This is a genomic window from Actinoplanes missouriensis 431 (assembly GCF_000284295.1).
GTDB classification, from domain to species: Bacteria; Actinomycetota; Actinomycetes; order Mycobacteriales; family Micromonosporaceae; genus Actinoplanes; species Actinoplanes missouriensis.
Map to the genome: position 1 here is coordinate 6,704,466 of NC_017093.1, position 20,288 is coordinate 6,724,753.

Consider the following 20,288-nt stretch of genomic DNA (forward strand, 5'->3'; position numbering starts at 1 on the left):
CGCTGACCGGGCGTGCCGAGCCCGCTGAGCCCCTACCGGTAGCCGGGCCCGCCGTCGCGCCCATCGCGCCGCCTGCCAGACCTGCTGCCGCAGCGCCCATCGCGCCGGCTGCACCCGGCTGTCCTTGCGGTGCGACCCCGCTCGCTCCCGGCACGGCGGCGCCGCCCCGGGCCCGGCCGGGACGCTGTCCCCTGCGGCCCGCGTCATCCCGCTGCTGGTCGGGGTCGTCGCCCGCCCAGATCTCGCCGGACATCTCACCGTCCGGCTCGCCGCGGCGCACCGGTCCGGTGTGGCCGGGGACTGCTGCTCCGGCCGTACCCCGGTCTGCTCCGTCCTGCGGCGGCACGCCCGCGGCGCCGCGCCGAGCCCGGCCCGCGCCCGGCCGCTGGATCACGCCGGAGGTGCTGTCGGCCATGGCGCCGGCCCGACCCGGTACAGCCGGGGTGCGAGCACCCTCCGGCCCCGGAACGACCGGCGGAACCACCGCCGCCGCACCTGTCGCACGCACCGGCCGCCCGTCGCCGGGGCCGGTCCGGCGCGGTCCCGGCACAGCGCCGGTACCGCCGGCGCCCGGCCCCTGACCCGCCGCGCCGTCCTCCGGATCAGCGGCCCGATGACCGGGCCGGACGAATCCGTGCGTCCCGGTGTCCGGCTCCGCGCCCGCGGTGTGATGGCCGCCGCGCGCGAACCCCTGCGTCCCGGTGTCCGGCTCCGCGCCCGCCGCGTGATGCCCCGGCCGCGCGAACCCCTGTGTTCCGGTGTCCGGCTCGGCCTCGGTGCCGCGCCGCCGCACGAATCGCTGCGCGCCGGTCTCCGTGCCGACCTGGCTGGCCGCACGCCGGGCACCCCGGCTGCGCGGCTCCCCGCCGGGCCCGACGATGCCGTAGGCGCCGCTGTCGGTGCCGGGATTGACGTACCCGTGAGCGCCGGTGTCCGTGCCCGTCTCGACGTATCCGGGAGCGCCCGCGCTCGGCGGGACTACCCGGCCATGGCGACCGGTCGGCTCCTCGGTGTACTGGTCCTGCTCGGCCCGCGCACGCCGTCCCCGCGTCCGGCCGCCCCGCTCATCACCGGGCTGACCCGGCTGTCCAGGCTGAACCGTTTGTCCAGGATGACCCGACTGGCCCGGCTGGCCCGGCTGGCCCGGCTGGCCCGGCTGGCCCGGCTGTCCAGGATGACCCGGCTGCCCCGGTGCCCGCCGGCCTCCGGCCGACTCGGGCCCGGCGTCGAACCCGCGCGGCATGGCCCCGGACTGATGCACCGCCGGATCCACCGGCCCCACACCACCACGCGGCATCGCCCCGGACTGGTGCACCGCAGGATCCACCGGCGCCACACCGGCACGCCCGGCACCACCACGAGGAATCGGCCCCGACTGATGCACCGCCGGATCCACCGGTCCCGCACCGTGCCCGGCCTCTCCCGGCTCATGCGGCCGGAAACGATCACGAGCGGGCCCGGCCGGCGACATCGGCCGCACTCCGGGCGCAGTACCCCGCATACCCGGCGAAACGGGCCGCGCCGCACCGGCCTGGGCGCCACGCCCGGCCGGCACCTCGGGCGCGTTCCCCGACGCCGGAATCCCACCCGCGACACCACCGGGAGCCGGCGACACAGCACCAGCCGGCATACCCCCTGGCGGCACAGCCCGGGGCGGAACAGCACCCGGCGGCATGGCCCCCGGCGGAACAGCACCCGGCGGGACAGCACCCGGCTGAACAGCACGCTGCCCGGGCATCACCGGCCCGGCGGGACCCCGCGCACCGGGCGGAACCTGCCCGCCAGCACCGGGCCGCTGACCCGCGACACCCGGAGCACCCGGCCGCTGCGCCGGCCCCCCGGGCGCACCCGGACCGGGACGCTGCCCGCCACCGACCGGCCCCGGCGGCATCGATCCGGGCGGCATCGATCCGGGCGGCACCGATCCGGGCGGCATCGCGCCGACACCGGCGGCACCGGGTGCGGCAGGGCCGGGCGGGACCGCTCCGGGGCGTACCCCCGCTTGTTGTTGCGCCGCAGGCGGACCGCCGCCGCCCTGCCAACCGCCGGTGTTCTCGCCCGGGGACTCCTCGTCGTGGCCGGGCAGGAAGATGTCCTCGGCGGGCGCGTCGTCGGGGCCGGGAGCGACCCGGCCGGACTTGCTGGAACGCCCTTCGCCGGGACGCGTGCCGGGGCCGATCGCCCCGCGCTCCTGCTTGGCGGTACGCAGGTCGTCGAGCCAGCCGGTCTCCTCGCGCGGCACCTCGACGGGCACCTCGGGCGCCTCGGCGGGGTTGCGGCCGCGCCCGAATCGCCGGCCCTTCTTGCCGCCGGTCTCGTCGGGCCGATCGGCACCCCGCGCTGTCACGGCTGTTCCTCCCCGGCGGCGTCGCCGCTGTCGTCTACCCGCACATCATCGTTCCCGGAGCCGTCCGCATCCGGTTCGGCGCCGCTCGGACCCTGATCGGAACCCGCCGACGACTGTGACGCATCCTCGGCCCGTTCACCACCCGCCGCACGGTCCGAACCGGTTGTCGGCCTGCTCGCCCCGCTGGTCACGGGTTCACCGGCAGCCGGCCGCGGACCGGGACCGAGACCGAGACCGCGCACGATCCGGCGCAGACGCGGCACCCGCTCCCCCACGGCACGCTCGGCGCCGTGGTCGGTCGGCCGATAGTAGTCGGTGCCCACGAGATCGTCCGGCGCGTACTGCTGGCGCACCACCCCGCGCTGGTCGTCGTGCGGATAGCGGTAGCCACGCCCGTGCCCGAGCCCTTTCGAACCGGGGTAGTGCGCGTCGCGCAGATGCGCCGGAACCGCACCGCCCCGGCCGGCCCGCACGTCCGCCATCGCCTCACCGAGCGCCACCGTCACACTGTTCGACTTCGGCGCGGTCGCGCAGTGCACCACCGCCTGCGCCAGGTTCAACCCCGCCTCCGGCAGACCCACATTCTGTACGGCCTGAGCCGCCGCCGACGCCACCAGGAGCGCCTGCGGATCGGCCATCCCCACGTCCTCGCTTGCGAAGATCACGAGCCGTCGCGCGATGAACCGCGGGTCCTCGCCGGCCACGAGCATCCGGGCCAGCCAGTGCATCGCCGCGTCCGGGTCGCTGCCCCGCATGCTCTTGATGAAGGCGCTGATCACGTCGTAGTGCGCGTCGCCGTCCCGGTCGTAGCGCACCGCCGCCACGTCGACCGCCCGCTCCGCCGTGGCGAGATCGATCTCCTTGACGTCCTGCGCGATCGCCGAGCCGGCCGCGGCCTCGAGGGCGGTGAGTGCTTTGCGGACGTCACCGGACGCCAGCCGTACCAGATGGTCCTCGGCCTCGGCGGAGAGCGTGACCGCGCCGCCCAGCCCGCGCTCGTCGGTGATCGCGCGCCGGATCAGGCCGCGGACGTCGTCGTCACCGAGCGCCTGCAGCGTCAGCAGCACACAGCGGGAGAGCAAGGGCGAGATAACGGAGAAGTACGGGTTTTCGGTCGTCGCCGCGAGCAGCGTGACGGTCCGATCCTCGACCGCGGCGAGCAGCGAGTCCTGCTGGGTCTTGCTGAAGCGGTGCACCTCGTCGATGAAGAGAACCGTGGGGGGCCCGCCGTAGCGACGCTCCCGCCGCGCGGTGTCGATCACCGCCCGCACGTCTTTCACCCCGGCCGTCAGCGCGGACATCGCCACGAACTTACGGTCCGTCGCGTGCGCCACCAGATGGGCGATCGTGGTCTTGCCGGTGCCCGGCGGCCCCCACAGGATCACCGACATCGGACTGGCACCGGTCACCAGCTGGCGCAGCGGCGCACCCGGCGCGAGCAGATGCTCCTGCCCGACGAGCTCGTCCAGCGACGCCGGTCGCATCCGCACCGGCAACGGCGCGTCCGTCGAAGGCGTCCCGAATCCACCGGCGTCACCACCGGCCGGGGTCGCCGCCGGGGCGCCCGGCGGCGCGAGAGAGAAGAGCCCGTCCGTGTCCATCACAATCGACAGTACCGGCCGCCCCGACCCAACCCGAAACCGCCAACACCCAGCCAACTCCCAGCGTCGTCAGGTACCGAAGCGGCCTGTGAGACGGCTGCCGGACGCCGCAGCTGGCCGTGAGCTGCTTGCTGCCGGCCATCCGTCTCGCGTTGCCGGCGAACGCCGCACGCCGCGCTCGTCCTACCGCGACCGGCGGGTCAATCAGCGACCGGCGGGTCAATCAGCGACCGGCGGGTCAATCAGCGACCGGCGGGTCAATCAGCGACCGGCGGGTGAATCAGCGACGACCGGCCGGTGAATCAGCGACGGCCCGGGTCAGCAGTCAGCGCGTGCTGGCTGCGGCCCGGGCCGTCGCTGGGAAGAAGGTCAGCCGCGACCCGGCCGCCGGCCGTAGAAGCGACGGCCGCTCGAGCCGGTGCCGGCGCGCGGGCCGCTACCGATGCCGGCCAGGTAGAGCGAGAGCAGCAACAGACCCAGCGAAGCCAGGGTGGGGAAGTTGAACAGGTCGGGGGCGCCGAAGTTCGTGTCCAGCAGGTCAGCAAGCAGCCAGATGCCGAAGACGACGGCGGCAGCGATGGCGAGCATCAATTACCTCCGGGGGATCAGAGAGCCAGTGACCTGCTGGTACCCGTCTGGGAGTGCTCCCGAAACACCTCCTTCGATCTAACGAGGTAGAGCGGCGCCGCAGCGGCCAGCACGATGCCGCCCACGACGATCGCGGTCGGCGTCCCCGCGCCGGCTGCCACCGCGGTCAGCACGATCGCGCCGAGCGAGAAGCCGGGCTGGCCCACCATGGAGTTGAGCGAGAGCAGGCTCGTCCGGTACTCCCCCTCGGCCTGCCGGTGCAGCAGACCGGCGTGCACCGGGTTCGCCGCGCCGTGCACCGCGTAACAGAGCAGGAAAGCGCCGATCACCCCGGCCGGGCCGGCGAACAGGCCCATCCCGACGATCGTCACGCCCTGCACGATCTTCAGCGTGAACCCCGCCCAGGCCGGACCCACGCGCCGCGTCAGCAAGGGGACGAGCGCCGCCCCGGCCGCCGACGCCGCCCACGCCGCGGAGTTGACCGGGCCGAGCAGCGCACCGGCCGTGTCCGTGCTGGTGATCTCGCTGAGGCGAACCGCCATCAGCTTCTCGAAGGTCACCATCCCGACGCTCCAGAAGAACTCCACCAGGATCAGAGCCAGCACCACCCGCGAGCGGCGAACCAGCCGGAGCGCTCCGCCGATCGCGACCGGCACGCCCCGGACCGAGGTGGCGAGCGCCGCGAGACCGCGCGCCGGACGCTCCTCGGTCATCAGCAGCGCCACGGCGATGGTGCTGATCAAGCTGAGCCCGAGCGCGACCAGCACGGGCACGGTCAGCGCGCTCACCGGCCCGATCGGGCCCAGCCAGACCAGGCCACCACTGATCAGCGCGGCGCCGGCGATTGCGAGGCCGAGCACCACGCCACTGCGGGACAGGCCACCCTCGATGTCGGCTTTCGGGTCAGCGGCCAGGGCATGGTCGACATACCACGCCTCGAGGGGACCGCTGTCGAGCGCACGATAGATGCCCTGCAACAGGTAGACCACGGCGAAGAGCGCCACCGAGTCGGCGAAGCTCCAGATCGCCAGCGAGGCCAGGTTGACCACCCCGGCGATCAGCAGCACCGGGCGGCGGCCGAGTGCATCGGAGAGGCCGCCGGTGGGCAGCTCCAGCACCAGCACCGTGAACCCCTGGATCGCCGCGACGGCGCCCACCTGGGCGATGCTCAGCCCTCGCTCCAGCGGCAACAGGACCAGCACCGGGATCGTCAGCCCGACCGGAAACCAGCGCAGCCCGAGCAGGAACAGATAGCGGAATCGAGCCTGCTCGACGGTCATCACGACGCCTCCGTCTCGGACCTCGATTTCGGCAGGGCGGCCATGTAGAAGTCGACCCGGCGGGCGCCGGGCTCAGGATCGGCTCGCGCATAGCGCTCCACGACCTCGTCCAGCTCGTCCAGCATGCTGCGGACCTGGGCCGGGCTCAGGGTCAGCAGGTAGTCGGAGATCCCGCCCGTGTCGCTCCACTCCTGCGACTCCTGGGACAGGCCGTGCTGCCATGTCTCGGCCAGCTCGACGAACCGATTGACCTGGAACGTCTCCAGCCACACGACGGCGGCTGCGGCGTCCGGGTCGTCGACATAGTCGCTGCGGTGCCAGCTGGACATGTCATGGACTGCCCGCCACCACCGCTGACGGCCGCCACCCGGGCGCTCCTCCTCGACGACCAGGCCGGCTTCGGCGAGCTGCCGCAGGTGATAGCTGGTCGCGCCGGTGTTGGTGCTGAGCGTGTTGGCCAGCTGGGTGGCCGTCGCCGGCCCGTCGCCGCGCAACCGGGCGAGCAGGCGGATCCGCAGCGGATGAGCGAGCACCCGGATCTGCCGGCCGGTGAGATGGACGTGGCTGAGTTCGTCTGCCATGTCTGCACATTATCTGTGCACAAACCCTTTGCACAAGTTCTGTGCATGGCTAATGTGGAAGCGCGACCGGGCCCCCGGCGCGGACCGCGCGGAGGGCCTGGAAGGAAAGGCGACAGGAGATCAGTCAGCGAGTTTGAAGAGCAGGACCGTTTCCCACTGGTGCATGTCGGGCTGTTCGGCCGGGTTGGTCATGAGCATCTCCAACCGGCAGCCCCACACCTCCCCGGTGGGGGTGGGCGTCATGTCCCAGGTGAGGCCCCGGTCCTGTGCCCAGTCGAGGAGGCGTGCGGTGACAGCCATCAACTCATCCGGGTGGCCGACGTGAGCGACAGTCACGTAACGGCCGGCCGGCAGCGTGCCGGCGAAACCGGGCCCGTCCACCTCGACCGGCCCGGCGACCGGGATGCCGGCCTCGACCACCATCTCGGCGGCCATCTCGATCTCGCGGTAACGGAAGAACGGCGCGCCCGCGACCGGGACCCCACGGCTCGCCAGGCCGGCGAACATGGTGGGGAGGTGGTCGGCGACGCGGGCGAACTCGGTCATGGTGATCGACTCACGGCGGCCGAGGTAAGGCTGCTCGGGTCGCTGGACGATCGTCGGCTCCACCCGGACAGTCTCACAGGAATGCCCGGCAGCCGCATGCCGGCGCGGCCGGGGTGGGGAATCAGGACGGCGACACGGCCCGGTGCACCGCCGGAAACAAAGCCGGACCAGCTCGGGCAGCGAGCTGGTCCGGCGTCCCGGTCGGCCGGGGGTTCAGTTCGAGTGCTGGACCGGGGCGGCCTGTCCGTCCGTGCCAGGCGTGCCTGCCGCCGCCTTCGGCTTGGCGTCGATGCCTGCTTCGAGGCGCTGCTGCGCGGTGATCGGCGTCGGCGCGGTGGTCAGCGGGTCGAAACCGCCACGGGTCTTCGGGAAGGCGATGACCTCACGGATCGACTCGTTGCCGGAGAGCAGCATGCAGGTCCGGTCCCAGCCGAGCGCGATGCCGGCGTGCGGCGGCGGGCCGTACTTGAAGGCCTCGAGCAGGAAGCCGAACTTGTCCGCGGCCTCCTCCGGCGTGATGCCGAGCAGGTCGAAGACCCGGCTCTGCACGTCGGCGCGGTGAATACGGACCGAGCCGCCACCGATCTCGTTGCCGTTGCAGACGATGTCGTAGGCGTAGGCGAGCGCCTGGTCGGGCGCCTCCTCGAAACGGGGCTCCCACTCCTCGTTCGGCGAGGTGAAGGGGTGGTGCACCGCCGTCCAGCCGCCCTCGTCGGTCTTCTCGAACATGGGAGCGTCGACGACCCAGCAGAACGCCCAGGCCGACTCGTCGATCAGGTTCGCCCGCTTGGCGATCTCGATCCGAGCCGCGCCCAGCAGTTCCTGGGCCTCACGCCGCTCGGCCGCCGCCGCGAAGAAGATCGCGTCGCCCGGCTTCGCGCCGACCGCGTCGGCCAGCCCGGCCAGGTGCTCGGCGGACAGGTTCTTCGCGACCGGGCCGCGGGCCTCACCGGTCTCCGCGTCCAGCACGACGTAGGCGAGGCCACGGGCGCCGCGCGCCTTCGCCCAGTCCTGCCAGCCGTCCAGCTCCTTGCGGGTCTGCGACGCGCCACCCGGCATGACGACCGCGCCGACGTAACCGCCCGCGTCGATCGCTCCGGCGAAGACCCGGAAGGAGGTCCCCCGGAGGTAACCGGTGAGCTCCACCAGCTCGACGGAGTACCGCAGGTCCGGCTTGTCCGAGCCGTAACGGTTCATCGCGTCGGTCCAGGTGATCCGCGGGATCGGCAGCGGGATCTGGTAACCCGCGAGCTCGCTCCACAGCTTGGAGACGATCTCCTCGCCGAGCGCGATCACGTCGTCCTGGGTGACGAACGACATCTCGATGTCCAGCTGGGTGAACTCCGGCTGTCGGTCGGCACGGAAATCCTCGTCCCGGTAACACCGGGCGATCTGGTAGTAACGCTCCATACCGGCGACCATCAGCAGCTGCTTGAAGAGCTGCGGGGACTGCGGCAGGGCGTACCAGGTGCCGGGCTGGAGCCGGACCGGGACCAGGAAGTCACGGGCGCCCTCGGGCGTCGACCGGGTCAGGGTCGGCGTCTCGATCTCGTTGAAGTCGTGGGCGTGCAGCACCTCACGCGCGATCTGGTTGGCGCGGCTGCGCAGGCGCAGCGCCTTCGCCGGGCCGGAACGCCGCAGGTCGAGGTAACGGTACTTGAGACGCAGGTCGTCGGCCGCGGTGATGGTGTCGTCGATCGGCAACGGCAGCGGAGCCGCCTCGGAGAGAACGACCAGCTCGCTCGCGACGACCTCGATCGCACCGGTGGCCAGCTCCGGGTTCTCGTTGCCGGCCGGGCGGGCGTTGACCTCGCCGACGACCTTCACGCAGAACTCGTTGCGCAGCGCGTGCGCGTCCTCCTCGCGGAACACGACCTGGACCACGCCGGAGGCGTCACGGAGGTCGACGAAGATGACACCGCCGTGGTCGCGCCGGCGGGCGACCCACCCGGCGAGCGTCACCGTCGTGCCGGCGTCACTGGCGCGCAGTGTGCCGGCGTCATGGGTACGGATCACGGAAATGTCTCCTTACAGGGTTCGCGGGGCGCACCCGACATTCTGTCAGGCACGCCCCGCGCTGCGTGCCACGGGTTAGTCAAGGACCTTCCACGACGTGGCCCGCAGGCCGGCGGTGCCGGTGCCGCCGACGTCGATGATCTCCACAAGAGCGAGGACCGCTGGGACGCTCGCCGTCAGCACACACAGCGCCGCACCTTTCTTCACCACGACATCCGCGCCGGGCCCGAGCGGGCTGGTCCGGATCGACCGCAGGCAACCGGCCGCGTCCGTGTCGGCGTTGCTCCGCGGGCTGCCGCTCGCCGCTCCGGCGCCCAGACTCAGGCGAGGCGGCTCGTCCCCGCACCGGCTGTCGTAACGCAGGTCGGCCACCTGCTCCTGAGCGTCGGCACGCGGCTCGTCCAGGTCCAGGAAGATCACGGCGGAGCAGCCGACCTGGACACGCAGCGGCTCCTTCGCGTAGGCGACCGGGTACTGCTCGGGCGCGGGCGGCCGGTCGACAGGGGTGGTGCCGACCGGCATCGCGTGACGCATCGGAGCCATGGTGAGCGCCCGCCAGGAGAAGTAGCCGGCGACCGCCGAGACCAGCAACGCGAGGACGCTGATCACGACAGCGACGGCTGCGCCGCCGCGCCGCCGCTTGGTTGTGGGTTGCGGTTTCGCCTGATGAAGCGGCTCGGTGGGCCCCTCGGAGAAGACTTCGGGGGTACGGGTGGACCACGGCCGCTCCCGAGAGGGGTGAGGTGCGGCCGCCGGACGGTTCCGGGAGGTGCCCCGGTCGTCCGCCGGCACGGACGTCCCCTGGATCACTTGGTGACGCCGTCCCGAGCCCTGGGGGTAGGACGCGTTGGGGGCGGGATAGGCGGTGTTGCCGACGGGTGAGAACTGAGGTCGAGGAGAAGGCTGCGGCCGACCGGGCCGAGGGCTGGGCCGCCCGGCCGCCTGAGCAGGAACGTGCTGAGCAGGAACGTGCTGCACAGCAACGTGCTGAGCAGAGGCGTGCTGAGTGGGAACGTGCTGAGCAGGGACGTGCTGAGCAGGGACGTGCTGGGCAGGGACGTGCTGGGCAGGGGCGTGCTGGGCAGGGGCGTGCTGAGCAGCGGTGTTCGGGGCAGCGGTGTTCGGGGCAGGAACATGGGGCGTGGGCGGGGCGGACTGGTGGGTCGGGAGGTGGTTGTCGGGTGGATTCGCGGGCTGGTTGCCGGCTGCACGGAACACGGGCATGGCGAACTCCGGCTGCGCATAGGGGGAAAATGCTTCAACGGCGCCCAACTACCGTAAACAGGCTCTATCCCGGCAGACCATCCCTCGGTGAGGCGACCCACCACATGGATGATTTCCCATGGGCAGGCCGGTCACCGTGGCGGATGCTCCGCGGCCGGGCGGGTTTCAGGAGCGGGCTTCGCGGAACCACCCGTCGCGCAGAACCGGCACCACATCGCTGGCCCCGGCAGCCGCGGCCACCTCCACGTCGGACCGATAGCCGCCGGCGATCAGCTCCCGCCTGGAAGCCGTCTCCGCCAGAACACCGGCCGGATCGCCCGGCACAGCGCCCGGCAGAACACCCGGCAGCACGTCCGGCACTGCGCCCGGCTGAACACCCGGCACTGCGCCCGGCTGAACACCCAGCACTGCGCCCGGCTGAACACCCAGCACTGCGCCCGGCTGAACACCCAGCACTGCGCCCGGCAGATCACCGGCTATCGCGCGGTAGGCCGCGACAGCGGCACGGGCCTCCGGCGACAATCCGGTGGAGCGCTCGCCGGCACTTCCACCGGTGGGTGGCTCGGTGAGGAAATGGAGGAACGCGCCTGCGCCCCATAAGTCTTCGACCGCTGGGCGGAGCGAACCGTCCGGCCACCGTTCACCGGCGGCGACGACTGCCACCGGGCGGCCGGCCGCCTGCTCGCGCACCCAGCGGGCCGCTGCGGCGGCGTTGCACAGGCAGACGCCGACCACCGTGACACCTGCGGCGGCCAGCCCTGCCGAGATCGTGGAGCCGTTCGGTGAGGGCAGCACCAGCCGTTCGATCCGGCGGCGGGATGCGGCGGCCACGATCGTCGCCGGGGAGAGGCTGATCTCGCCGGGGCCGGCGGCGGAGCGGCCCACCGCCAGTTCGGCCCGATGGCGGGCGGCTGCCGCGGCCGCCGAGTCGTCGCGCCAGCGGTACGGCAGGACAGCCGTCCCGTGCTCCACCGCCACCGTGAGCGCGGTCGTGAACGACAGCACGTCCACCACCGCGACGAATGCCGTTCCCGGCGCGATCGCCGCCGCCCCGCCCGGCCCCCAGTCGAACCGGCGGCCGAAGTCTCCCTGCCCGAACACATCAGTAGTCACGCCGACCGAAATTAGCCAGGCCGACCGAAATAAGCCACGCCGACCGAAATTAGTCACGCCGACCGAAGGCAGGCCGACCCCAACCGGTCAGTGCTGCCCAAAGCAGTCAGGCCGACCGAAGCCGGGGCCGGCCAAAAGAATCAGACCGACCGAACACCGAAGAAGCAGTGCACCCACCCGCCTCAGAAATACGTGTGCAAAACGTCCACCACACGACGCTCCTCATCAACCACCGGGATGTCGCGCCACTTGTCGAACGCCGTACACGGATGGGAGATGCCGAACCGGATCAGATCACCCGGGACCAATTCCACCTCGTCGACCGCCAGATACGTGTGATGGTCGTTGAGCTTGTCGACCCGGATGCCGGTCGCCGCCCTCAACGAGCCCTCCGCGTCACGGACCTCCAGCGGCACCGGCAGCCCTTCGTCGAACGGCGCGTCCCGCTTTCCCATCCCGGCGATGGCGAGGCCCGGCTCCGGCGCCGACAGCACCTGCGCCCAGATCTCCAGCGCCGCCGCGAGCGGCCCCTCCCCCGGCACCCGGACGAACGGCGTGCGCTCCCGGTAGAACCCGTCGTCGTGGGTGACCGACGCGCCGGAGCGCAGGATCACCCGCGTGCCGGGGGCGAGCCGGCGGAATCGGTCGACGACCCGGTCGAACCACGCGCTGCCGCCGGCCGACACGATGGGTCGCTCCGGCAGCAGCCCGGCCTTGGTGAGCCGCTCGACGCCGTCGACGAGCCGGTCCAGGTAGGCGTCCACTTCGGCCTGGTCGTGGAGTTGCCCTTCGTACCCGGTGACTCCGGCGAGTTCCAGACCCGGCGCCGAAGCCGCGGCCCGGGCCACTTCCGCAAGCCCTTCGAGGGTACGAACCCCGGTACGCCCACCAGGGTGCCCGAGCTCGACCAGGATCCGCAGTGGACCGCCGGTGGCCGCCGCCGCCGTGACCCCGGCGACCGAGTCGACCTGGAAGTACACCTCCCAGCCGGCCGCCGACTCCCGTGCCAGCCAGCCCAGCGCCACCGGGTCGAGAACCTCGTTGGCGATCAGCACCCGTTCGACGCCGAGCCGCCGCAGGACCAGCGCCTGGTTGGGCGTGGCCACGGTCATCCCCCACGCTCCGGCCCGCAGCTGGGCTTCGAGCAGGCCGGGCGCCATGGTGGTCTTGGCGTGCGGGGCGAAGTCCGCGCCGTGCCGCCGGCAGTACGCGGCCATCGTCGCGATGTTCGCCTGCACGGCGTCACGTCGCACCACCAGCAACGGCCAGGTGAAGCCGCCGCCGAAGATGCTGGGCCGGCTCTCCCCGACCGGTGGCAGAGCCTCGTCCGGCGCCCAGAATCCCTTGCTACGCCAGTCCACAGTCACGATGGCCTCCTCAGCCGACGGTCACGAGCGACGGTCACGACGCTCACACGAGCGCGAGCGTGAGAACAATCCTTCACCCCTAAGGTCCGGAATCGCCGGGGCCTCGCAGGTCAGCGGTCATCTCGTGCAGCTCGGCGAGCCGGTCGGCGAGGGTCCGCGGGTTGCCCGGGGCGTCCGGCCGCGCGTCGGCCGGGCGCGGGCCGCTCAGCGGCCGGTAGTTGACGCCCATCGCGTCGAGCCGGCTCAGGTGCTCGGGCAGCCGGGCCAGGAAGTCGGCGAGGTCGCGCTCCTTCGGACCCCAGACGACCTCGGCGAACGCGCAGAGCCGGGGGAACGCCATGTACTCCACGCGGCGCAGCGACTCCATGTGCTCGGTCCAGAGGTTCGCCTGCGCGCCGAGCACGAGCGGCGAGTCCGGCGGCTCGTAGCGGTAGACGTCCTCGAGCGTGAGCAGCGTGCCCACCGGGGTGGGCTCGCCGGGGTCGTCCGACTGGCGGTAGTCGAGGTAGAGCCGCACGTCCGGGCAGCAGACCACCTGGTGACCGGCCCGGATGGCGACCTCGGCCGGCTCCTCGCCGCGCCACGCCGCGACGACCGCGCCGGGCGGCGCGCCACCGGCCAGGATCTCGTCCCAGCCGTAGAGGCGGCGGCCGCGCCGGTCCAGGTGCGCGGCCATCTCGGCGGTGAACGCGACCTGCAGTTCCCGTCCGCCGGGCCATTCGTCGGCCGGGCACTCGTCGCCGCCGATCCCGATCACCGGGGAGTCGAAGACGTCGCAGACGTGGTCGAGCACCTGCCGGCAGAAGTCCAGGGTGGCCGGTTCCAGGTTGAGCACGTGCGTGGAGATGCCCCAGGCGGTCCGGACGCCGCCGCGGAATCCGTTGCCCAGTTCCGGGTACGCGGCGATCGCCGCCTGCATGTGCCCCGGCATGTCCACCTCGGGCACCACGGTGATGTGCCGCTGGGCCGCGTACGCCACGATCCGCCGCAGATCGTCCGTGGTGTAGAAGCCGCCGTGCGGGCGCCCGTCGTACCGCTCGTGGACCCGCGCGCCGAGCATCGACTCGTCCCGCCATGCGCCGACCGACGTGAGCCGCGGCCATCCCGGCACCTCGAAGCGCCAGCCCTGGTCGTCGGTGAGATGCAGGTGCAGGACGTTCAGCCGGTGGAACGCCAGAAGATCGACGAACTTCAGCACATCGGGTACGGGCATGAAGTGTCGCGCCACATCGAGCAGCACCCCGCGCCACTCGAAGCGCGGCGCGTCCTCGATGCGCACGCGCGGGACAAGCGACGAGTCCCGCGCCCCGGGGGCCGGCGACGAGTCCCGCGCCCCAGGGGCCAGCGGCGAGCCGGGCGTCGCCAGCCGGTCCAGCGTCTGCCGGCCGTAGTGGAGGCCGGCCGCCGAGCCGCCGCGCAGCTCGGCGACGTCACCGGTGGTGTCCAGCACGTAGCCCTCACGGGGAAGCGCCGCATCCTCTCGGACCCGGATGCCGCCGTCGCTGATCGACAGGTGACCCTGCTCCGGCCGTACCGAATGGGGTCGGGGAATCAATCCTTCACCGCCCCGCCCAGGCCGGCCACCAGGCGCCGGCGCACCACCAGGAAGAAGATCAGCACGGGAATGGTCATCAGCGTCGACGCCGCCATGATCGCCCCCCAGTCGTTCTCGTCGGGTTTGAAGAAGACCAGCAGCGCCATCGGCAGCGTCTGGTTGTCGGCCTCGCTGATGATGAACGTCCGCGCGAACAGGAAGTCGTTCCACGCGTGGATGAACGAGAACACGCTGGTGGCGGCGAGTCCCGGAGCGACGAGCGGGAACAGGATCCGCCACAGCACGGTGAACCGGCCGGCACCGTCCAGCTGCGCCGCCTCGTCGAGCTCGTCCGGGATCGCCTGGACGAAGCCGCGCAGCATCCAGATCGCGAACGGCAGCGTGAAGGCGGTGTGCACCAGCATCAGCGAGCCGAGCGTGTTGAGGCCGACGCCCGGCACCGCGGTTCCGAGGTCGCGCACCAGGAAGAAGAGCGGGATGGTCAGCGCCTCGATCGGCACCATCTGCGCGATCAGGAACGTCACCAGGATCGTGGTGCGGAACCGGAAGTGGAAGCGGGTCAGCGCGACCGCGGCGAGGAACGCGACGAGCCCGGACGCCAGCACCACGACCAGCGCGACGACCACGCTGTTGAGCAGGTAGCGACCGAAGTCGTTGACTTCGAGGACCCGGCGGAACGCGTCCAGCGACGGGTGCAGGGTCCACGGTTTCTGGTCCAGCGACTGGATCTCGCCGGCCGGCTTCACCGCGGAGAGCACCATCCAGTAGATCGGGAAGACGGTGATCAGCGCGATCAGCACCGCCACCGCATCCAGCAGGCGACGACCGGCTCTCATAGCTGCTCCCCCGATCGGCGCAGAGTCCTGAGGTAAAGGAGGGTGACCGCGAGCAGGATCAGCATCATCACCACGCCGATGGCGGCGCCCCGGCTGTACTCACTGGAGGCGAAGGCCTGCTGGTACGCATACACGTTGAGGGTGAGATTCTGACCGGCCAGGCCACCGCCCCGGGTCATCACGTAGATCTGGGTGAAGACCTTGAAGTCCCAGATGATCGACTGGATCACCACGATCGCCAGGACCGGGCGCAGGATCGGCACCATGATCCGCCAGAACGTGCGCCACGCGCTGGCGCCGTCCAGCGACGCCGCCTCCAGCACCGACTTCGGGATGGCCTCGATGCCGGCGTAGAGCGTCACCATGACGAACGGGAACGACGCCCACACCACCACGGCGCCGACCAGGGCGAACGCGGTGTAGCGGTCGTACATCCAGTTGAAGCCCTCGATCCCGAGCAGCTGGTTCACGAAACCCAGGTCGGTGTCGAAGAGGAACATCCAGGTGGTCGAGCCGGAGACCGCGGGCACCGCCCAGGCCGCCATCGCGGCGACCGAGAGCAGCAGCCGCGGCACCCGGCTGATCCGGGTGAGCAGCACCGCGAGGCCGGCGCCGACCGCCAGGGTGGCGATCACGCAGGCGGCCGCGAACACCACGGTGGCACCGAGGACCGACCAGAACCGCGGGTCGGAGAAGAGCTCGGTGTAGTTGTCGGCGCCGACGAAGCTCGACGGCTGCCCACCGCTGACCTGTGCCTGGGTGAAGTCGAGCACCGAGAGCAGGCCGAGCTGGTACATCGGGTAGAGGAAGAGGCCCCCGAGCACCACCGCGGCCGGCAGAAGCAGCCACAGTGGCGCCCGGGTCTTGACGGACTTCACTTGGTGAGAGCCTCGTCGATCTGCTTCGCCGCCTCGTCGGTGGCCTGGTCCACGGTGGCCTTTCCGGTGGCGACCTTCTCGATCATTGTGGGCAACACCGCGGAGGCGTCCACCTTGCCCCAGCCCGGGTTCAGCGGGACGAACTTCGTGCCGGCGGCGATGGTGTCGATGAACGGCTTCACGAACGTGTCCTTCGCGGCGATCTCGTCGCTCGCGGACTTCAGCGTCGGCAGGTTGCCCATCGCGTCGTACATCTTCGCCTGGTACTTCTTGCCGGCCAGCAGGGTGAGGAAGTCGGCGGCCAGGGCCGGGCGCTGGGCGTTCTTCATGATGCCGAGGTTGTTGCCGCCGGCGAACGCGGGCGCGACCGATCCGGCCGTGACGCCGGGGAGCGGCAGGACCGCGTACTTGCCCTTGGCGGCGCCGGCGTCGACGGCGGCCCGGTTGAAGTTGCCGAGGATGCCCATCGCGGCCTTGCCGCTGGCGAAGAGGTCGACGGTCTTGCCGCCGGTCAGGTCCGCGCAGTTCTGCGGCGGGCAGTTGTTCTCGGCGATCAGATCGGTGTAGCTCTTCAGACCCTGCCGGGCGGCGGCCGAGTTGATCTCGGTGAGCTCGCCGCCGTTGGCCCAGACGAACGGCATGGCGCCGTACGTGTACTTGCCGCCGACCGCGATGCCGAACATCTCCGGCTTCTTCGCCCGGATCGTCGTGGCGGTCGTGGTCAGCTCGGCCAGCGTCGCCGGCGGCTTGAGGCCGAGCTCGGAGAAGACGTCGGTCCGGTAGTAGAGGGCGCGGACGCCCACGTACCACGGGACGCCGAGCAGGGTGCCCTCGTAGGTGGCGCTGGCCTTGGCGTCGGCGGACAGGTCGGCACCCTCGGACCAGCCCTGCAGCGTCGGCCCCAGGTCGGCCAGGCCACCGGCGGCCGCGTACTCGGGAAGGTCGGTGTTGCCGTACTCCACGACGTCCGGCGCGCTGGCCGGGTCGTTGAACGCGCCCTTGAACCGCTCGCTGCGGGTGTCCACGGCGATGTACTGGATGTCCACGCTGGTGTCCGGGTGGGACGCCGTGAACTCGGCGATCGCCTCGTTGACGACCGCCTCCTTCGGCGCACGGTTCGGCTCGTCGAAGAGCCACACCTTGAGGGCGCCGGTCTTCGGCCCACCGTCGGTGGCGGTCTCGGCGGGTGCGGAGGTGGAAGGGGCGCAGGCGGTCACGGTCAGCGCGAGGGCAGCGGCCACAGCAAGGCGTAGTCTCATCAACACTCCAGACGAACCAGGTTCGTTAATAGTTCGTTTCGATGCGGCATAGCCTGCTGTCTGACCAGGCTCTCGTCAACCCTTGAATTGGCGTTTTAACGCTGGAAACATGATGGTGACTTGACCACGGGGCTGCGTTCCAGCACGCTACGACCACCAATTACGAACCATTTGAGGACGGGGGCGGGATGGTCATCGGACTGGTCGTGCACGCCGGCCATCGAGCACGGTTCGCCGACGCGGCGAGCACGCTCACCGGCGTCGAGTTCGCCTGGGCGGTCTACGAGCACGAGGACGAGATCCGTGATCTCGTCGCCGGGCTGCTGCGCGATCACCGCCCGGACGGGCTGCTGCTGGGCCTGGTCCCGTACGCCCGGGCCCGTGACCTGATCCCGGCCGACCTGCCGTTCTCGGTCACCCGCTCGGCGGCCCTCGACCTGGCGCTGGCCTGGGCCCGGGCCCGCGGCAACGGCTGGCCGGCCACCCCGGTCAGTGTGGACACCTTCGCGACCGAGACGGTCGACGAGGTGGCCACCGCCCTCGGCCTGGACCGCACCGCGATCGCCACCTGCCCGTTCGACCCCGACCAGCCGGTCGCCGACGTGGTCGCGTTCCACCGGGAACAGCTGGCCCGCACCGGCGCGCCGTACGTGATAAGCGTCCGGATGGGCGTGGCCGCCGCGCTCGACGGGCAGACCGCCGTGCTGCACGCCCTCGCGACGCCCGGCACGATCCGGGCCGACCTGCACGAGCTGGCCCTGCGGATCCGCAACAAGCGCGCCGACGGCCAGCGGTTCGCGGCCGGGCTCTTCCTGCTCGAGACCCCCGACGACCGGGCCCGGGTGGGACTGCAGCACCTGCTGCTGAACACCCCCGAGTTCGCCGACGCCTGGATCGACCAGCGCGGCCCCCGCGGCGTCCTGGTCTTCGCGCCCGCCTCGCTCTTCGAGACGGTCACCCATCAGTGGATCGGTCTGCCGGTGCTCGCCGAGGCCCGTGACACGCTCGGCGTCCGGGCCGTCGCCGGGTTCGGCATCGGCGCGTCCGCACGGCTCAGCGTGACCCTCGCCGAACGCGCCGCCGCCCGGGCCCAGCAGGACGCCGACCCCGGCGCCTACCTCTTCACCGGCGACGGGATGACGATCGGGCCGATGGGCGCGTCGGCGGCGCCGCTCACCTACACCTACCGCGAACACGGCGGCATCGAGGACCTGGCCGGCCGGGCCGGGCTCAGCGCCGCCACCCTGTCCCGCCTCGCCGCTGTCGAGCGGGGCCTGGAGGGACGGGCCCTCTCCCCCAGCGAGCTGGCCCGGATGCTCGGCATCACCGACCCCAGCGGCAGGCGCCTGATCCGCAAGCTGACCAGCGCGGACCTGGTGATCGAGACCGGCAGCGCCCAGGAGAACCGTAAGGGCCGGCCCACCCGGCTCTACAAGCTGGCGATCACGAGGGCTCTGGGATGACCTGGGATCTTCTCCTCGCGGGCGGCTCATCCGGCGACATCGCGATCACCGGTGGCCGGATCGCCGCGATCGGCGAGTTGTCCGGCGACGCCCGGCAGGTGGTCGACGTGACCGGCTGCCTGGTCACGCCGGGGCTGATCGACGTGCACACCCACGTCGGGCCGGGTTACTGGGGCATCGACCCGGACCCGATCGCCTGGCACTCCGGCGTCACCACCTGGGTGGACGCCGGCTCCGCGGGGGCGTACACGGTGAGCGGCCTGCGCCGCGTCGCCGACACCACCGCCGTCCGGGTCCGCGCCCTGCTCAACGTCTCCGCGGTCGGCCTGGCCGGGCGCACCGGCGAGAGCCGCGACCTGGCCAACTGCGACGTCGCGCTGGCGATCGACACGATTCAGGCGAACCGGGACCTCTTCCACGGCATCAAGGTGCGCATCGACAGCGAGACCGTGGGCGCCAACGGGGTCGAGCCGCTGCGCCGCGGGCTCGCCGCCGCCGAGGCGTGCGGCGTGCCGGTGATGGTCCACATCGGCACCGCACCGCCCACCCTCGACGAGGTGCTCGACCTGCTCCGCCCGGGCGACATCGTGACGCACTGCGCGAGCGGCATCGCGGCGCCGCTCGGCCCGGCGGTGCGGGCGGCCGCCGATCGCGGGGTGCTGCTCGACATCGGGCACGGCTCGGGCGGTTTCGCGTTCGACGTCCTGGAAGCACAGCTCGACGCGGGGCTGCGGCCGTACACGATCTCCACCGACCTGCACGCGCGCTCGCTGCACGGCCCGGTCTTCGACCTGCCCACCACGATGGCGAAACTGCTCGCCTGCGGCGTCGCCCTGCCCGACGTGGTCGCGGCGGTCACCACGCATCCGGCCCGGGCGCTGGGTCTGGCCTGCTCGCTGGAGGCAGGCGCTCCGGCCGACATCGCGATCTTCGAGGTACGGCCGGAGCCGCTCCCGGTCGTCGACGCCCACCGCCAGGTCCGGGTCTCCCCGGTACGGCTCGTGAACCGGGCCACCTACGTCGCCGGTCGCCTGCTCCCGCCCCGCCTGCCGGAGCCACCCGCCCCCTGGATCCCGCTCACCGACGCGCAGCGGTCGGCGCTCGCCGCCCGCACGCAGTCCATCCGTGACCTGCTCACCACCCCGCTGGTCGGGGTGGACGGGCTGGCCGAACAGTTCCCACGAAGGAGTTCCTGATGCCCAAGCGCGCTGTGATCACCGACAAGGCGGCGCCCGCCGGTGGCCCGTACTCGCACGCCGTCGTCGCCGGCGACACCGTCTACCTGGCCGGCGCGGTCCCGATGCTGCCCGACGGCACCTGGGTGACCGGGAGTTTCGCGGAGCAGGCCCACGCCGCGTTCCGCAACCTGGCCGCGGTCGCCGAGGCCGCCGGGTCGAGCCTGGACCAGGCCGTGCGGGTCGGTGTCTACCTGCGCGACTTCGGTGACTTCCCGGAGATGAACGAGATCTACAAGGAGTACATCAAGGGCGACGACCTTCCGGTACGCACGACGCTGCCGGTCGCGCTGGTCGGCTTCGACATCGAGATCGACGCCATCCTCTACACCGGCGCCTGAGTACGTCTCCGCCGACGGCGGGCCGGACGCGTCCGGCCCGCCGTCGGCGTGTGAAGCC

The 20,288-nt window shown here is 72.0% G+C and carries 17 protein-coding genes; 4 read left to right on the forward strand and 13 right to left on the reverse strand.

The annotated features are described in order from the left end of the window. Positions 1-124: 124 nt before the first annotated feature. Entirely contained in the window at positions 125-2,443 is a 2,319-nt protein-coding gene (locus AMIS_RS44725; protein WP_041830161.1) for a hypothetical protein, read from the forward strand. On the opposite strand, the gene AMIS_RS30720 is transcribed toward AMIS_RS44725, so the two are convergent. From AMIS_RS30720 to AMIS_RS30785, 13 genes are all read right to left on the reverse strand, one after another. Then, positions 2,344-3,948, reverse strand: a complete 1,605-nt coding sequence (locus AMIS_RS30720; protein ID WP_014446344.1) for a replication-associated recombination protein A — start codon at positions 3,946-3,948, stop codon at positions 2,344-2,346. The genes AMIS_RS44725 and AMIS_RS30720 overlap by 100 nt on opposite strands. A gap of 369 nt (positions 3,949-4,317) precedes the next feature. Next, the gene (locus AMIS_RS30725) at positions 4,318-4,536 is read right to left on the reverse strand and encodes a hypothetical protein (RefSeq protein WP_014446345.1); all 219 of its coding nucleotides are present in this window, start codon (positions 4,534-4,536) and stop codon (positions 4,318-4,320) included. Between the two features lie 17 nt (positions 4,537-4,553). Further along, on the reverse strand, positions 4,554-5,816 hold the full coding sequence (locus tag AMIS_RS30730) for an MFS transporter (protein WP_014446346.1): 1,263 nt from the start codon (positions 5,814-5,816) through the stop codon (positions 4,554-4,556). Next, positions 5,816-6,397 carry a winged helix-turn-helix domain-containing protein gene (locus AMIS_RS30735; protein ID WP_014446347.1) on the reverse strand — a complete coding sequence of 194 codons (582 nt, stop codon included), beginning with the start codon at positions 6,395-6,397 and terminating at the stop codon, positions 5,816-5,818. The genes AMIS_RS30730 and AMIS_RS30735 overlap by 1 nt, the downstream gene beginning before the upstream one ends. A gap of 120 nt (positions 6,398-6,517) precedes the next feature. Next, a complete protein-coding gene (locus AMIS_RS30740; RefSeq protein ID WP_014446348.1) occupies positions 6,518-7,006 on the reverse strand; it encodes a GyrI-like domain-containing protein in 489 nt (162 codons plus the stop codon). A 150-nt stretch (positions 7,007-7,156) separates the two neighbouring features. Further along, entirely contained in the window at positions 7,157-8,959 is a 1,803-nt protein-coding gene (aspS, locus tag AMIS_RS30745) for an aspartate--tRNA ligase (protein ID WP_014446349.1), read from the reverse strand. 75 nt (positions 8,960-9,034) lie between these two features. Then, entirely contained in the window at positions 9,035-9,568 is a 534-nt protein-coding gene (locus AMIS_RS30750) for a hypothetical protein (RefSeq protein ID WP_157435138.1), read from the reverse strand. 780 nt (positions 9,569-10,348) lie between these two features. Beyond that, positions 10,349-11,296, reverse strand: coding sequence for a 2-phosphosulfolactate phosphatase (locus AMIS_RS30760; RefSeq protein WP_231859124.1), 948 nt, complete (start codon positions 11,294-11,296; stop codon positions 10,349-10,351). A gap of 182 nt (positions 11,297-11,478) precedes the next feature. Then, positions 11,479-12,663 carry an alanine racemase gene (locus AMIS_RS30765; protein WP_041830162.1) on the reverse strand — a complete coding sequence of 395 codons (1,185 nt, stop codon included), beginning with the start codon at positions 12,661-12,663 and terminating at the stop codon, positions 11,479-11,481. 79 nt (positions 12,664-12,742) lie between these two features. Further along, complete coding sequence (locus AMIS_RS30770; RefSeq protein ID WP_014446354.1) at positions 12,743-14,218, reverse strand: beta-N-acetylhexosaminidase; 1,476 nt, start codon at positions 14,216-14,218, stop codon at positions 12,743-12,745. After that, complete coding sequence (locus AMIS_RS30775; protein ID WP_014446355.1) at positions 14,215-15,054, reverse strand: carbohydrate ABC transporter permease; 840 nt, start codon at positions 15,052-15,054, stop codon at positions 14,215-14,217. The genes AMIS_RS30770 and AMIS_RS30775 overlap by 4 nt, the downstream gene beginning before the upstream one ends. Then, the gene (locus tag AMIS_RS30780) at positions 15,051-15,932 is read right to left on the reverse strand and encodes a carbohydrate ABC transporter permease (RefSeq protein WP_014446356.1); all 882 of its coding nucleotides are present in this window, start codon (positions 15,930-15,932) and stop codon (positions 15,051-15,053) included. The genes AMIS_RS30775 and AMIS_RS30780 overlap by 4 nt, the downstream gene beginning before the upstream one ends. After that, on the reverse strand, positions 15,929-17,191 hold the full coding sequence (locus AMIS_RS30785; RefSeq protein ID WP_014446357.1) for an extracellular solute-binding protein: 1,263 nt from the start codon (positions 17,189-17,191) through the stop codon (positions 15,929-15,931). Before AMIS_RS30785 ends, AMIS_RS30780 begins: the two co-directional genes overlap by 4 nt. A gap of 188 nt (positions 17,192-17,379) precedes the next feature. On the opposite strand from AMIS_RS30785, the gene AMIS_RS30790 reads away from it, so the two are divergent. Genes AMIS_RS30790 through AMIS_RS30800 form a run of 3 tightly spaced genes read left to right on the forward strand, consistent with a single transcriptional unit; the run spans position 17,380 to position 20,230 of the window. Beyond that, a complete protein-coding gene (locus AMIS_RS30790) occupies positions 17,380-18,654 on the forward strand; it encodes a helix-turn-helix domain-containing protein (RefSeq protein WP_014446358.1) in 1,275 nt (424 codons plus the stop codon). After that, positions 18,651-19,850 carry an amidohydrolase family protein gene (locus AMIS_RS30795; RefSeq protein ID WP_014446359.1) on the forward strand — a complete coding sequence of 400 codons (1,200 nt, stop codon included), beginning with the start codon at positions 18,651-18,653 and terminating at the stop codon, positions 19,848-19,850. The genes AMIS_RS30790 and AMIS_RS30795 overlap by 4 nt, the downstream gene beginning before the upstream one ends. Continuing rightward, positions 19,850-20,230: a RidA family protein gene (locus AMIS_RS30800; RefSeq protein ID WP_014446360.1), complete on the forward strand. Its 381-nt coding sequence runs from the start codon at positions 19,850-19,852 to the stop codon at positions 20,228-20,230. The genes AMIS_RS30795 and AMIS_RS30800 overlap by 1 nt, the downstream gene beginning before the upstream one ends. Positions 20,231-20,288: the final 58 nt, after the last annotated feature.